Source organism: Blastococcus sp. SYSU DS0828, assembly GCF_054050975.1.
In genome coordinates this window covers 1-13,590 of sequence record NZ_JBJHAK010000009.1, presented here as the reverse complement: position 1 = coordinate 13,590, position 13,590 = coordinate 1, and the positions used below count along the sequence as shown (strand labels likewise).

Genomic DNA, 13,590 nt, shown 5'->3' with positions numbered 1-13,590 from the left:
CAGGGGTTTCCTGGCCGGCGTCCGGGTCGTGCGATGAAGTCATGCTCAGGCCTGCGAGGCCCCCGCGCGGCGACGGGAGACGACCAGCGCACCGCCACCGGCGACGAGCAGGCCGGCGCCGAGGGCCAGCGGCAGGCCGACGCTGGCGCCGGTGTAGGCCAGGCTGTCGGTGCTGGTGGTGGCGGCCGCCACCTCCAGGGTCTCCTGGAAGTAGGTGCCCTGGTCACCCTCGTACACGAGGGTGTGGGTGCCCGCGGCGGTGCCCTCGGCGAGGGTGAACTCCGCGGTGACGACGCCGTCGCCGTCGGCGGTGAAGGTGCCGATCGTGGTCGGGGTCGAGTGCATGGTCAGCGTGACCTTCTCGCCGGGCTTGAACCCCTTGATGACCTTGACGATCTTCTGGCCGGGCGCGGCGCTCTTGGCGGCGGTGCTCGTCGCCGGGCCGACGCCGGGGGTGTTCGCCGAGGTGCCGCGGATCTCGCCCTTCGGCGCGACCGTGGGGGGAGTCGTCACCGGGGTCTTGGTGGACGGCGCGGTCACGGTGATCTCGACGAGCGGGTAGAAGAGGTCCTTGTCCTGGCCGTCGTAGGAGGTCAGGCAGACGGCCTCGATCAGGTGGTCGCCGCGGTCGCCGGCCGGGAAGAAGACCTCGGCGGCCCAGGCACCCTTGGCGTCGGGCTCCGCGCCGAACAGCACCTCGTCGGGGTTCGTGGAGGTGCTGTCGGTGGTGATGGCGACGATCGGCTCGTAGTCGGCGTCCTGCGTGGTGCAGCCGGTGCCGCTGATCGTGAACGTCGAGCCGGCGACCACGGTGCTGGGGGCGGCCAAGGCGGGGAGGTCCGCGGCGAGCGCGGTCGGGGCGAAGGCCAGACCGAGGGAGACGGTGGCGACGGCGAAGCCGGTGGTGGCGGCGACGCGCTTCGTGGTGCGGTGCGACATGGAGGGCTCCGATGTGTCAGGGGCCCGGACTCCCGAGCCGTCGAGATGAGTATCGGCACGCAGAGGAATCAGATGTAGCCAATCGCCCACGACACGCCGCGAAAATTCGCATCGCTCGGCCAGATCGCACCATGGGCGCGGAGCGGACGGTTCGCGCTATGGCATGTCCTGCCAAGCAATCGGGGCTTGTTGGTGGGGTGTCACCGTGCGCAGCAGTGGCGCCCCCGCCCGATCCCCCCGTCGCCGGCGCCATCGGCGCCCGTGGTTGGCAGGATGCCCGCATGAGCCAGCCGCGCGAGGTCACAGTCCTCGGCTCCACGGGATCCATCGGCCGGCAGGCGCTGGCCGTCGCCGCGCAGAACCCCGACCGGCTCCGCATCACCGGCCTGGCGGCAGGAGGAGGAGACGTCGGGCGGCTCGCCGAGCAGGCGCTGGCGCTGGGCGTGCGCACCGTCGCCGTCGCGCGGGCCACCGCCGCCCAGGACCTCCAGCTGGCCTTCTACGCCGCGGCGCAGCAGCGCGGCTGGGCCAAGGGGGAGTTCGCGCTGCCCGAGATCCTCGCCGGCCCGCGCGCCGCCGAGGAGCTGGCGACCCGCCCGGCCGACGTCGTCCTCAACGGGATCACCGGCTCGATCGGGCTGGGGCCGACGCTGTCGGCGTTGCGGGCCGGGCGCACCGTCGCCCTGGCCAACAAGGAGTCGCTCGTCGCCGGTGGCGACCTGGTCCTCGCGGCGGCCGCCCCCGGTCAGCTGGTGCCGGTCGACTCCGAGCACTCCGCCCTCGCCCAGTGCCTGCGTGGCGGCTCGCGCGCCGAGGTCGCCCGGCTGGTGCTCACCGCCAGCGGGGGACCGTTCCGGGGCCGCACTGCCGCCGAGCTCGCCGAGGTCACGGTGGCGGATGCGCTGGCCCACCCGACGTGGGCGATGGGCCCCGTCGTGACGATCAACTCGGCGACCCTGGTCAACAAGGGACTGGAGCTGATCGAGGCGCACCTGCTCTTCGGCGTCCCCTACGCCGACATCGACGTCGTCGTGCACCCGCAGTCGATCGTCCACTCGATGGTCACGTTCGCCGACGGCGCCACGATCGCGCAGGCCAGCCCGCCGGACATGCGGTTGCCGATCGCCCTGGGGCTGGCCTGGCCCGACCGCCTGCCCGACGTGCAGCCGCCGCTGGACTGGTCGACCGCGAGCACCTGGGAGTTCTTCCCGCTGGACGAGCAGGCGTTCCCCGCCGTGCGGCTGGCCCGCGCGGCGGGAGAGGCCGGCGGAGTGGTGCCCGCCATGTACAACGCCGCGAACGAGGAGGCCGTCGCCGCCTTCACGGCGGGTCGCCTCTCGTTCCCAGGAATCGTCCAGCTCGTCGCGCGTACCCTCGACGCCGCGCCGGACCTCGGCGCCCCCACCTGCGTCGAGGACGTGCTGGCGGCGGAGAAGTGGGCCCGGGAGCACGCCCGGGGCGTCATCGCCGGAGGCTGAGCTGAGCGGGATCCTGCTGACGGTCGTGGGGATCGTCCTGTTCGCCCTCGGCCTGATGTTCTCCATCGCCTTCCACGAGGCGGGCCACTTCTGGTGGGCGCGGAAGTTCGGCATGCGGGTGCCGCAGTTCATGGTGGGCTTCGGCCCCACCGTGTTCTCCCGGCGCCGCGGCGAGACCGAGTACGGCGTCAAGGCCATCCCGCTGGGGGGCTACATCCGCATCGTCGGCATGATCCCGCCGGCCGAGGAGGGCGAGAGCAAGCGGGCCACCCGCATGCGCAGCTTCATCGCCGAGGTGCGGGGGCAGGCGCTCAACGACGTGCGGCCCACGGACGGCGACCGCGTCTTCTGGAAGAAGCCGTGGTGGCAGCGGGTCATCGTCATGTTCGCCGGCCCCTTCCACAACCTGGTGCTCGCCGTCGTCCTCTTCACGGTCGTGCTGGTCGGCTTCGGCATCCCGGAGATCACCACGACGATCCGCCAGGTGCCCGAGTGCGTCCTGCCGGCGGGCGCTGCCACCGCCACGGCCGAGGACCCCTGCTCCATCCCGATCACGCCGGCGGGGGAACGCTGCGAGGCCGGGGCGGCCGACTGCTCCCTGCCGCCGCGCAGCCCCGCCGTCCGGGCCGGGCTCCAGCCCGGTGACACGGTGGTCGCCCTGAACGGGGAGCCGGTTCCCCGGGAGACCGACGTCGGCTGGGAGCAGGTGCAGGAGACGATCCGGGCCAATGCGGGTGAGCCGGTCGTCTTCACCGTCGAGCGCGACGGGGAACGCGTGGACCTCACCGTCACCCCGATCCAGAACCTCGTCTACGCCGACGAGGACGGCGAGACGACCCAGACCGTCGGGTTCGTCGGGATCAGCCCCCTCCAGCGAGAGGTGCGCCAGTCCTTCGCCGAGGTGCCCGGCCACTTCGGCGACATCCTGGTCCGGTCGGTCGACCGGCTGGTCGAGATCCCCGAACGGGTGCCGCAGCTGTTCCGCGCCGCCTTTCTGGGCGAGGAGCGCGACCCGCTGGGGCCGATCGGGGTCGTGGGCGTCAGCCGCATCTCCGGCGAGGTCTTCGCGCTGGAGCAGTTGTCCCCGGTGCAGAAGATCGGGTACTTCATCCAGCTGCTGGCCGGGTTGAACCTGGTGCTGTTCCTGTTCAACCTGCTGCCGATCTACCCGCTCGACGGCGGGCACGTCGCCGGAGCGCTGTACGAGAAGGCGCGATCGGTCGTCGCACGGCTGCGTGGCAAGCCCGACCCGGGTCCCTTCGACATCGCCCGGCTGATGCCGGTCGCCTACGCCGTCGCCGGGCTCTTCCTGGGGCTGTCCCTGCTGCTGCTCATCGCCGACGTGGTCAACCCGGTCAGGCTGGCTGGGTGACCGGCGCGGCCGGTGCCGCGGTGCGGCGGACCGGCCGGGAGGCGATCAGGACGCCGCCCACCACGAACCCGCCGGCGACGAGCTCCACCGGGTCGAGAATCTCGCCGAAGGCCAGCCACGACGCGAGGACGCCGACCACCGGCACGAGCATGGAGAACGGTGCCACCACGTTCGACGGGTGGCGCGACAGCAACGTGTTCCAGATGCCGTAGCCGATGAGCGTCGCCACCACGACGACGTAGAGCAGGCCGAGCACCGACGGCAGCGCCTCGGCCGTGACCGCGGTCGACAGCGAACGCAGGATGCGGTCCGGTCCCTCGACGAGCAGCGCCAGGGCCAGCATCGGCAGGGGTGGGATCGCCGCCGTCCAGAGCGTGAGGTGCAGGGCGTTCGGGGCCTGGGCCCGCCGACTGCAGACGTTGCCGATCGCCCAGCCCAGCGCGCCGCAGAGGGTGAGGACCACGGGCAGCCAGGCGGCCGTCTGCGCCCGGTGGACCGCGATCGCGGCGAGGCCGAGGACGGCGATACCGACCCCGGCGAGCTGCCGCGCGGACAGTCGCTCGTGCAGCCAGAAGCCGGCGATGAGCACGGTGAAGGGTGCCGACGCCTGCAGCACCAGGGAGGCCAGCCCGCTCGGCATGCCGGCGGCCATCCCGGCGTAGAGGAAGGCGAACTGCAGGATCCCGATGCCCACCGCCACCCCGATCAGCCAGCGGAGGGGAACGGGAGGGCGGGGGATGAGCAGCACCGCGGGCAGGCCCACGAGGGCGAAGCGCAGGGCGACCATGAACAGCGGCGGGAACTGCTCGAGCGCCAGGGCGGTGGCCGGGAAGTTCAACCCCCAGCACACCGCGACGAGGCAGGCGAGGAGGCGGTCGCGGAGAGGCACGCCAGAAAGCGTGCGTCTCCGCTTCGATGAAGGACAAGCACGAAGTCGTGAACGGTCCCTGTAGGTTCACTACATGAACGACGCCCCGGGCCTGTGGGACCGGGTCGACCCCGCGCAGCTCCTCCTCCTGCGCGAGCTGGCCGAGCACGGGTCGGTGACCGCCGCCGCTCGCTCCACCGGGCGGACGCCGTCGGCGGTGTCCCAGCAGCTGAAGGTGCTGCAGCGACGGGTGGGCGTGCCTCTGGTCGAGCGGCTCGGCCGGGGCGTCCGCCTGACCGACGCCGGCAGGGCGCTGGTCGGCATTGCCACCGGCGTCGCCACCGCGCTGGCCGTCGCCGAGGCGGACTGGGCCGGTTACCGCGGCGGCGCCGGCGGGACGGTCCGCCTCGCGGTCTTCCACTCCGCCGGCGAGCTGCTGGTCCCCGGGCTGCTCGACCGGCTGGCCGCGGTTCCGCAGATCGCCCTCGAGACGTATGACGAGGACGTGTCGCAGGACGGCTTCGCGGCGCTCACCGCGGGCTACGACATCGTGGTCGCGCACCGGTCCGACGACGTGGTGCCCCCGGACCGGGCGGGTACCGAGGTCCGGCTGCTCCTGCGGGAGCCGCTGGACGTCGCCCTGCCCCTGGACCACCCGCTGGCCCGGCGGGCCCGCGTGAGCCCGCTCGACGTGATCGGCGAGCAGTGGATCGCGCCCCCGGCCGAGTTCCCGATCGACCGGGTGCTGACGGCGATCGCCGCGCGGGCGGGGCGACCGGTGCACGTCGTGCGCCGGACCACGCACCTGCCCCTGATGGAGAAGCTGGTCGCCCGGGGGCACGGCATCGCACTGCTGCCGCGGCACACGACCCGGGAGCGGGCCGAGGGGCGACTGGCGCTGGTGCCCCTGGCCGACCTCCGCGCCGGGCGGATCGTCGAGGCGCTGGCGCGCCCGGACAAGGCCGCCCGGCGCGCGGTGCGGACGGTGCTCGGCGAGCTCGTGGCGGAGGCGGAGCCCTACCGGGACCGCGACGCCGGCCGCGCCTGACCGGTCGGCGGGCGCGGCGCCGCGCGGTCGTCGTCGTCCAGCCCGACCGACGTCACAGCAGCGCCACCAGCATCGATCGCGCCGCGGGGGATACTGGCCCCATGGCGATCCCCGTGGGCCTCGGCATGCCCGCTGCTCCTCCGCCCGTCCTGGCCCCGCGCCGGAAGACCCGCCAGTTGATGGTCGGTGGCGTGGGCGTGGGCAGCGACCACCCGGTCAGCGTGCAGTCGATGTGCACGACCAAGACCGCCGACATCAACGCGACCCTCCAGCAGATCGCCGAGCTCACCGCGTCGGGGTGCCAGATCGTGCGGGTCGCCGTGCCCGACACCGACGACGTCGAGGCGCTGCCGATCATCGCGAAGAAGTCGCAGATCCCGGTGATCGCCGACATCCACTTCCAGCCGCGCTACGTGTTCGCCGCGATCGACGCCGGCTGCGCCGCCGTCCGCGTCAACCCGGGCAACATCAAGAAGTTCGACGACAAGGTCGGCGAGATCGCGAAGGCCGCGAAGGGCGCCGGCGTCCCGATCCGGATCGGCGTGAACGCCGGGTCGCTGGACAAGCGGCTGCTCGCCAAGTACGGCAAGGCCACGCCCGAGGCGCTGGTCGAGTCGGCGCTGTGGGAGTGCTCGCTGTTCGAGGAGCACGACTTCCGCGACATCAAGATCTCGGTCAAGCACAACGACCCGGTGGTCATGGTCCGCGCCTACGAACTGCTGGCCGCCCAGTGCGACTACCCGCTGCACCTGGGCGTCACCGAGGCCGGCCCCGCCTTCCAGGGGACGATCAAGTCCGCCGTCGCCTTCGGGGCGCTGCTGAGCCAGGGCATCGGCGACACCATCCGCGTCTCGCTCTCCGCGCCGCCGGCCGAGGAGGTCAAGGTCGGCAACCAGATCCTGGAGTCGCTGAACCTCAAGCAGCGCGGGCTGGAGATCGTCAGCTGCCCGTCCTGCGGCCGGGCCCAGGTCGACGTCTACAAGCTCGCGAACGAGGTCACCGCCGGCCTGGAGGGCATGGAGGTGCCGTTGCGCGTCGCCGTCATGGGGTGCGTCGTCAACGGTCCGGGTGAGGCGCGCGAGGCCGACCTGGGTGTGGCGTCGGGCAACGGCAAGGGCCAGATCTTCGTCAAGGGGGAGGTCGTCAAGACCGTGCCGGAGTCCCAGATCGTCGAGACCCTCATCGAGGAGGCCATGCGGATCGCCGGGGAGCACGTCGACGCCGGCGAGCCTTCCGGGCCGCCGGTCGTCACCGTCAGCTGACCCGTGCTCCGAACGCCCAGCGCCCGCGTCCTCGACGAGGCCGACGAGCCGGCGGTGCACCGGCTGCTGGCCACCGACCCGGTTGCTGCCTGCGTGCTCGCGGGACGGGTCGAGGTCGCGGGGACGGCGGCGCCCGCCCTCGGAGCCCCGCTCTGGGGCATCGGCAGTGGCCGCGAGCTGGACGCGGTGTGCCTGGCCGGCGCCAACCTCGTCCCGTTCGCCCGGCCCGGGGCCGAGCGGCCCGCCGCCGTCGCCTTCGCCGAGCGGGCCCGCCGGGCCGGGCGCCGCTGCTCCACGATCGTGGGCCCGTCGGCCGCCGTGGCACCGCTGTGGGAGCTGCTCGAGCCCTCCTGGGGCCCGGCCCGCGACCACCGGCCCCGGCAGCCGCTGCTGGCGATCGACGGCCCGCCCGCCGTCGCGCCCGAGCCCCGGGTGCGGCCGGTGCGCCCGGACGAGCTCGAGGTCCTGCTGCCGGCGGCCGTCGCGATGTTCACCGAGGAGGTCGGGGTCAGCCCGCTCCGGGTCGACGGGGGCGCCGGGTACCGGGCGCGGGTCGACGAGCTGGTCCGGGCCGGCCAGTCGCTGGCGTGGATCGAGGACGGGCGCGTGCTGTTCAAGGCGGAGATCGGCGCGGTCTGCCGGGCCGCCTGCCAGGTGCAGGGCGTGTGGGTCGCGCCGACCCTGCGCGGCCGGGGGATCGGCACGGCCTGCACCGCAGCGGTGGTCGAGTACGCCCGAGCCGCCATCGCGCCGGTCGTCAGCCTGTACGTCAACGACTACAACACCCGGGCCCGCGCGTCCTACCGTCGGGTGGGGTTCCGCGAGGTCGGCGAGTACGCGAGCGTCCTCTTCTGAGCCGTCTCATTCGTCTGACAATCTGTGACCGTGTCGACACGACGACGTCTCGCTCTCCCGGCCGCTCTGATCGTGCTGACCGGCCCGGTGCTGGCCGGCTGCTCGGGCAACAGCGAGGACGACGTGCGGGCCGCGGCCCAGGCGTTTCTCGAGGACTGGGCGGCGGGCGACGTCCCTGCGGCGGCCGACGCGACCACCGATCCGGACGCCGCGGCGGCGCTGCTCGCGCAGACGGCCGACGACCTGCCCGGCGCCGAGCTGGCCACCGAGGTCGGCGAGGTGACCGTCGACGACGGCTCGGCCACCGTCGGCTGGACCGCGACCTGGGACCTGGCAGCGGCACCGGAGTGGAGCTACGAGGCCACCTTGCGGCTGCGGGAGGGCGACGACGCCTGGGAGGTGGTCGCCGAGCCCGCGATGGTGCACCCCGAGCTGGCGGAGGGTCAGCACCTCGAGCTCGACCGCACCCTGCCCGATCGTGCGCCGATCACCGATGCGACCGGTGCCCCGCTGTTCACCCCCACCGAGGTGGTCAACGTGGGCGTCGACCCGGCCCGCGTCATCGACCTGCCGTCGCTGGCGTCGGCGCTCGGGGCGGCCACCGGCATCGACCCCCAGGAGATCGTCGCGGACGTCCAGGCGGCGCCGGAGGGTCAGTTCGTGCCGGTGATCTCCCTGCGCCGCCCCGACTTCGAGGAGATCCGCGCGCAGGTGTTCGACCTGCCCGGTGCGGTCTTCCCCACCGAGACCCGTCTGCTCGCCCCGACGGCGCGGTTCGCCTCGGCCCTGCTCGGCCGGGTGGGGCCGGCGACCGCGGAGATCATCGAGGAGACCTCGGTGGACGGGCAGCCGCGGTACGCCGCCGGTGACCAGCTCGGCTTGTCCGGGCTGCAGCGGGCGTACCAGGACCAGCTCACCGGCACACCCGGGTTCACCGTGTCGGTGGTCAGCACCGACGAGGCGACCGGTGATGCAGGCCGGGAGATCGCCTCGGTGGCCCCGGTCGCCGGGGAGCCGGTGCAAATCCCCCTGGTGCCGGAGATCCAGAACGCCGCCGACGCCGCCGTGGCGGGGGAGTCCCGCCCCACCCACCTGGTGGCCGTCCGCCCCGGCACGGGCGAGATCCTCGCTGTCTCCTCGAACGAGGCGGCGGACCCGAGCAACGCCCTGCGCGGCCAGTTCCCGCCCGGATCGAGCATGAAGACGATGACGGCCACCGCCCTGCTGACGGCGGGTGGCCTGACCCCGGAGACGCCGGTCGCCTGCCCGGCCACGACCACGGTGGAGGGGCGGGAGTTCGAGAACCAGGACCAGTTCGACCTGGGCACCGTCCCCTTCACCGAGGCCTTCGCCCAGTCGTGCAACACGACCTTCATCCAGCAGGCCCTCGAGCTGCCGGACCCGGCGCTCGCCGAGGCGGCGGCGGCCTACGGCGTGGGCACCGACTGGGAGCTGCCGGTCGACATCTTCGGCGGCAGCGTCCCGCGTGACAGCACGGGCACGGGCAAGGCGGCCGACGCGATCGGCCAGGGCCGGGTGCTGATGAGCCCGGCCCAAATGGCCCTCGTCATGGCCGGTGTCGCCGGGGGCACGCCGGTGGCGCCGGTCGAGGTGGTCGGCGCCGAGGCGGCGGGGCCGGTTCCGGCCGGGCCATCGGCCGCGGTCCTCGACGCGCTGCGGCCGATGATGCGAGCGGTCGTGCTGTCGGGGACCGCTCAGGCCCTGGCCGACCGGGGCGAGGTCCACGGCAAGACCGGCACCGCGGAGTACGGCACGAAGACGCCGCCGGACTCCCACGGCTGGTTCGCCGGGTACCAGGTCGCCGGACCGGCCGGTGACATCGCCTTCGCCGTGCTCGTCGAGGGCGGGCAGTCCAGCAGCGCCGCGGTCGCGGTCACCGACGCGTTCCTCGGCGCACTCTGAGCGTCGCGGCGTCCGGATCCCGCCTCGCGCCGGGGGAGTGAGGGCGGGGGCCTGCTACCGGGGTGGCAGCCCGGGGAGGGCGCGCGTCACGGGCGTCTGGCCCGCAGCCTCCCGCCAGCCGACCGCCCGCACCTCCGCGGCGCTGAGCACCTCCATCGCCAGCGTGCGCGTGGTCCGCTCCTCGGCCCGGTCCAGGACCCGCACCCAGGCGGCGGTGACGCCCTCCTCCAGCACCGCGGCGAGGGCGGCGGCGTCCACCGCCGAGAGCACCGGGAAGGGCAGCGCGTAGCCGGCCTCGGGCAGCACGGGATCCGTGCCGCGCCCGTCGAGCAGGGTGATCAGCTGGTCCCGCACGTCGCGGTGCCCGGCCTCGGCGGTCGCGGCGGCCGCCCGGCCGCCCGCACCCAGCGCCGCCCCGACCACGCCGTATCCCCACACGGCGGCGTGCTCGGCGGCCAGCGCGGCGTTCAGGGCGTCGTCCTCGGGGGAGGGGCCGGTGGTCTCGTCGTCAGCCATGGCCGATCTTCCTCACGCCAGTCGTGCCTCGTGACCGCGCAGTCCCGCGGCGATGGAGCCCAGCAGCGCCGCCCGCCCTCCGGTCTGGCCCAGGGCGGCGGCGGCGTGGGAGGTGGCGGCGACGGCGACCTGCGCCCGCAGCCAGGCCTGCCCCTCGCCGGCCGGGGGCGTGTCCGGTGGCGGGGTGGCCGACGGGCTGCTGCCCGGGGTGGCCGCGCGGAGGCGGTCGAGCTGCTCGCCGGCCTGGGTCGCCAGGTTCCCGGCGGCAGCGGCGAGTGCGGGGTCGGCGTCGAAGGCCAGCTCGTACGCCCGGACGAGGGTCTCCTGGACGCCGACCTGCGCCGCCAGCTCGTCGGCCTGCGCGCTGGTCACGGTGTCGCGTTCCTCGACCGGCGGCGAGGAGGTGCAGCCGGCGGCCACCACGGCGACGCCGGCGGCGGACGCCACCAGGAGGGTCCGACGGGTGAACGCCCGCCGACCGGGACGAGGGGTGCCAGACATCGCCGTCCATCCTCGCAGCTCGACCGCACCGGCAGCCGGTCGCGCGGTCGGGCGGGCGCGCCGCGTCGTCGGGACGTCCACCGCGTCACCCTGCCCCCGTGCGCCCCAGTGGGCGCAGGGTCCGGCCGGAGCGGTCCGGTCGCCCCGCGCCGGGCCGCCGTCCCGGGGTGGGCGGTAACCTGAGCTCTTCCCCTCGACACCGGGCCCGGCCAGCGACGCAGGTCCGCGGCGCCGGGCCGCAGAACTGCGCGCACGGCACCGTGCCGCCGACCGAGCCTGAGGAGGCCAGCGTGTCCGCCTCTCGCGGAACCCAGCGGAGCGACCCCGCCACCGACCGGCTGACCGCCTGGATCCGCCCGGTCGTCACCGAGGCCGGGTACGACCTGGAGGAGCTCGTCGTCACCCCCGCCGGCCGGCGCAGCGTCGTCCGCGTGGTCGTCGACCGCGACGCCGGTGTCACCCTCGACGACATCGCCGAGGTGAGCCGGGCGGTCTCCGACGTGCTCGACCGCAACGACGACGGGATGGGCCGCACGCCCTACGTCCTCGAGGTGACCAGTCCGGGGGTCGACCGGCCGCTCACCGAGCCGCGCCACTGGCGCCGGAACACCGGTCGGCTGGTGGTGGTGGGGGTGGGCCCCGCCGGGGCCCTCGAGCAGCTCACCGGACGGATCACCGCGGTGGACGGCGACGGCGTGACCCTGGCGGTCGAGGCCAAGGGGAAGCCGGGGGCGAAGAAGCGGCCCCCGCAGCCGCGCCAGGTGCCGTGGGCGGAGCTCGGGGCGGGGCGGGTGCAGGTCGAGTTCGGCCGCGCCGACTCCCCCGACGACACCCCCGAGGACATCACCGACGACACCGCGGAGCACGACGCCGCCGAGCTCGACGACCTGGACCAGGCCGGGCTCGCGGACGACGACGGAGGAGAGAAGTGAACATCGATGTCACCGCGCTGAAGGCGGTGGAGCGGGAGAAGGGCATCCCGGTCGACACGGTCATCGAGGCGCTCGAGACGGCCCTGGTCACCGCCTACCGGCACGCCGACGGGGCGGCGAAGCACGTGCGCGTGCACGTGGACCGCAAGAGCGGCGAGGTCGCCGTCCTCGCCCAGGAGATCGGCGCCGACGGCGAGGTCGTGCGCGAGTGGGACGACACCCCGTCGGACTTCGGCCGGATCGCGGCCAGCACCGCCAAGCAGGTCATCGTCCAGCGGCTGCGCGACGCCGAACACGAGCAGACCTTCGGCGAGTACGCCGGCAAGGAAGGCGACATCGTCAGCGGCATCGTCCAGGCCGACCAGCGGCGCAACGCCAGCGGCATCGTGATGATCGACATCGGCAAGGTCGAGGCCGTGCTCCCCTCCGCCGAGCAGGTTCCGGGGGAGACCTACACCCACGGCAACCGGATCAAGGCCTACGTGGTGGCGGTCTCCCGCACCTTCCGCGGCCCGCAGGTGACGGTGTCGCGGACGCACCCGAACCTGGTCCGCAAGCTGTTCGCCCTCGAGGTCCCGGAGATCGCCGACGGCAGCGTCGAGATCGTCGCCGTCGCGCGCGAGGCGGGGCACCGCTCGAAGATCGCCGTCCGCACCGCGGTGCCCGGGCTGAATGCCAAGGGGGCCTGCATCGGCCCCATGGGGCAGCGGGTGCGCAACGTGATGAGCGAGCTGCACGGCGAGAAGATCGACATCGTCGACTGGTCGGACGACCCAGCGGACTTCGTCGCCTCGGCGCTCAGCCCGGCCCGGGTGAGCAGCGCCCGCCTCGTCGACCCTCAGGCGAAGGCGGTGCGCGTCGTCGTCCCCGACTACCAGCTGTCGCTGGCCATCGGCAAGGAGGGGCAGAACGCCCGCCTGGCCGCCCGGCTGACCGGCTGCCGGATCGACATCCGCAGCGACGCCCAGGCCGACGACGCCGACGCATCCCCCTCTCCGGGGGTAGGCCGCCCGCCGCTGCGGTCCGGGTTGCCACCCCACCCGGGCGGGGGGCGTGGCGGGGCGCCCGGGGCCCGATCGCAGGCTCCCGCGGGGGGTTCCCGCTCGGCTCCCCGCCGCGCGGAACAACGCGGACCGGCCACGCGCTAGAGTTGAGGATGGCCGAAACGTCGACTCCGGTCCGCACCTGCGTGGGGTGCCGGAAGCGGACGTCGGTCACCGACCTGCTGCGCGTCGTCGTCGTGGCCGGGGACCTCGTCCCCGATCCGCGGCGGCGCCTCCCCGGTCGTGGTGCCTCGCTGCACCCGACCGCGGAGTGCCTGCGCGCAGCGGAGCGACGCCGGGCCTTCCAGCGGGCGCTGCGATGCAGCACACCGCCGGGGGCCGGCCCGCTCCGGGCTCACGTCCTGGGTGCCTCCGCGGAGGCCACCGGGGCCGGGTCGGGGGAGGACAGCAGTACCCAGTCGGGTCGGCACCAGGCCGGTCCGCACGTCGACAGGACACCGTCGGATGACTCAGCCGTGAAGTTCTCACGATGACCATGCGCCACTAACGACGAGGTCGAGCGGGCAAGCCGCCGGCCTCACCAAGAGGAGACCCGTGCCAGGCAAAGCCCGCGTACACGAACTCGCCAAGGAGTTCGGTGTCGACAGCAAGACCGTGCTCGCCAAGCTCAAGGAGCAGGGCGAGTTCGTGAAGTCCGCGTCCTCGACCGTCGAGGCCCCCGTGGCCCGACGGCTCCGCGAGGCGCTCGGCGGGGGGGGCGGGGGGGGGGGGGGGGGGGGGGGGGGGGGGGGGGGGGGGCCGGGGGTCCCCGGGGCGGGCGGGGGGGGGGGGGGGGATGCGCGCGTGCGCAGCCGCGGGGGGGTGGGGGGGGTGGGGGGCGGGGGCGCGGGCG

Annotated in this window: 14 protein-coding genes; 10 read left to right on the top strand and 4 right to left on the bottom strand. The window is 74.3% G+C overall.

All coding sequences use genetic code 11. From position 1 onward, the window contains the following. Positions 1-45 precede the first annotated feature (45 nt). Entirely contained in the window at positions 46-939 is an 894-nt protein-coding gene (locus ACI79Q_RS09260; protein WP_456614586.1) for a hypothetical protein, read from the bottom strand. Positions 940-1,220: 281 nt separating this feature from the next. On the opposite strand from ACI79Q_RS09260, the gene dxr reads away from it, so the two are divergent. Together dxr and ACI79Q_RS09250 are read left to right on the top strand one after the other, a co-directional pair. After that, the gene (dxr, locus tag ACI79Q_RS09255) at positions 1,221-2,417 is read left to right on the top strand and encodes a 1-deoxy-D-xylulose-5-phosphate reductoisomerase (protein ID WP_456588771.1); all 1,197 of its coding nucleotides are present in this window, start codon (positions 1,221-1,223) and stop codon (positions 2,415-2,417) included. Between the two features lie 25 nt (positions 2,418-2,442). Continuing rightward, positions 2,443-3,789 (top strand): M50 family metallopeptidase, encoded by a 1,347-nt coding sequence (locus ACI79Q_RS09250; RefSeq protein ID WP_456614585.1) that lies wholly within the window; start codon positions 2,443-2,445, stop codon positions 3,787-3,789. Here the strand turns inward: ACI79Q_RS09250 and ACI79Q_RS09245 are convergent. Beyond that, complete coding sequence (locus ACI79Q_RS09245) at positions 3,773-4,678, bottom strand: EamA family transporter (RefSeq protein ID WP_456588769.1); 906 nt, start codon at positions 4,676-4,678, stop codon at positions 3,773-3,775. The two genes, ACI79Q_RS09250 and ACI79Q_RS09245, sit on opposite strands and share 17 nt — an antisense overlap. Positions 4,679-4,751: 73 nt before the next feature. Here ACI79Q_RS09245 and ACI79Q_RS09240 point away from each other — a divergent pair, with 73 nt between their 5' ends. The 4 genes from ACI79Q_RS09240 (at position 4,752) to ACI79Q_RS09225 (ending at position 9,745) form a co-directional block, all read left to right on the top strand. Beyond that, positions 4,752-5,705 (top strand): LysR family transcriptional regulator, encoded by a 954-nt coding sequence (locus ACI79Q_RS09240; RefSeq protein WP_456588768.1) that lies wholly within the window; start codon positions 4,752-4,754, stop codon positions 5,703-5,705. A 101-nt stretch (positions 5,706-5,806) separates the two neighbouring features. After that, positions 5,807-6,967, top strand: a complete 1,161-nt coding sequence (gene ispG / locus ACI79Q_RS09235) for a flavodoxin-dependent (E)-4-hydroxy-3-methylbut-2-enyl-diphosphate synthase (RefSeq protein WP_456588767.1) — start codon at positions 5,807-5,809, stop codon at positions 6,965-6,967. A gap of 3 nt (positions 6,968-6,970) precedes the next feature. Continuing rightward, the gene (locus ACI79Q_RS09230; RefSeq protein WP_456588766.1) at positions 6,971-7,822 is read left to right on the top strand and encodes a GNAT family N-acetyltransferase; all 852 of its coding nucleotides are present in this window, start codon (positions 6,971-6,973) and stop codon (positions 7,820-7,822) included. Positions 7,823-7,852: 30 nt separating this feature from the next. Next, positions 7,853-9,745 carry a penicillin-binding transpeptidase domain-containing protein gene (locus tag ACI79Q_RS09225; RefSeq protein WP_456588765.1) on the top strand — a complete coding sequence of 631 codons (1,893 nt, stop codon included), beginning with the start codon at positions 7,853-7,855 and terminating at the stop codon, positions 9,743-9,745. A gap of 54 nt (positions 9,746-9,799) precedes the next feature. Here the strand turns inward: ACI79Q_RS09225 and ACI79Q_RS09220 are convergent, their stop codons facing one another. Then, positions 9,800-10,261: a ferritin-like domain-containing protein gene (locus ACI79Q_RS09220; protein WP_456588764.1), complete on the bottom strand. Its 462-nt coding sequence runs from the start codon at positions 10,259-10,261 to the stop codon at positions 9,800-9,802. A 12-nt stretch (positions 10,262-10,273) separates the two neighbouring features. After that, complete coding sequence (locus tag ACI79Q_RS09215; protein WP_456588763.1) at positions 10,274-10,762, bottom strand: hypothetical protein; 489 nt, start codon at positions 10,760-10,762, stop codon at positions 10,274-10,276. A gap of 290 nt (positions 10,763-11,052) precedes the next feature. Here ACI79Q_RS09215 and rimP point away from each other — a divergent pair, with 290 nt between their 5' ends. The 4 genes from rimP to ACI79Q_RS09195 form a co-directional block, all read left to right on the top strand. Further along, positions 11,053-11,694, top strand: a complete 642-nt coding sequence (rimP, locus tag ACI79Q_RS09210) for a ribosome maturation factor RimP (RefSeq protein ID WP_456614584.1) — start codon at positions 11,053-11,055, stop codon at positions 11,692-11,694. After that, complete coding sequence (gene nusA / locus ACI79Q_RS09205) at positions 11,691-12,842, top strand: transcription termination factor NusA (protein ID WP_456588761.1); 1,152 nt, start codon at positions 11,691-11,693, stop codon at positions 12,840-12,842. The genes rimP and nusA overlap by 4 nt, the downstream gene beginning before the upstream one ends. A gap of 8 nt (positions 12,843-12,850) precedes the next feature. Continuing rightward, the gene (locus ACI79Q_RS09200; protein WP_456588760.1) at positions 12,851-13,231 is read left to right on the top strand and encodes a YlxR family protein; all 381 of its coding nucleotides are present in this window, start codon (positions 12,851-12,853) and stop codon (positions 13,229-13,231) included. Between the two features lie 61 nt (positions 13,232-13,292). Further along, positions 13,293-13,590 (top strand): translation initiation factor IF-2 N-terminal domain-containing protein (locus ACI79Q_RS09195; protein ID WP_456614583.1); only part of this gene is annotated, 298 nt, incomplete at its 3' end.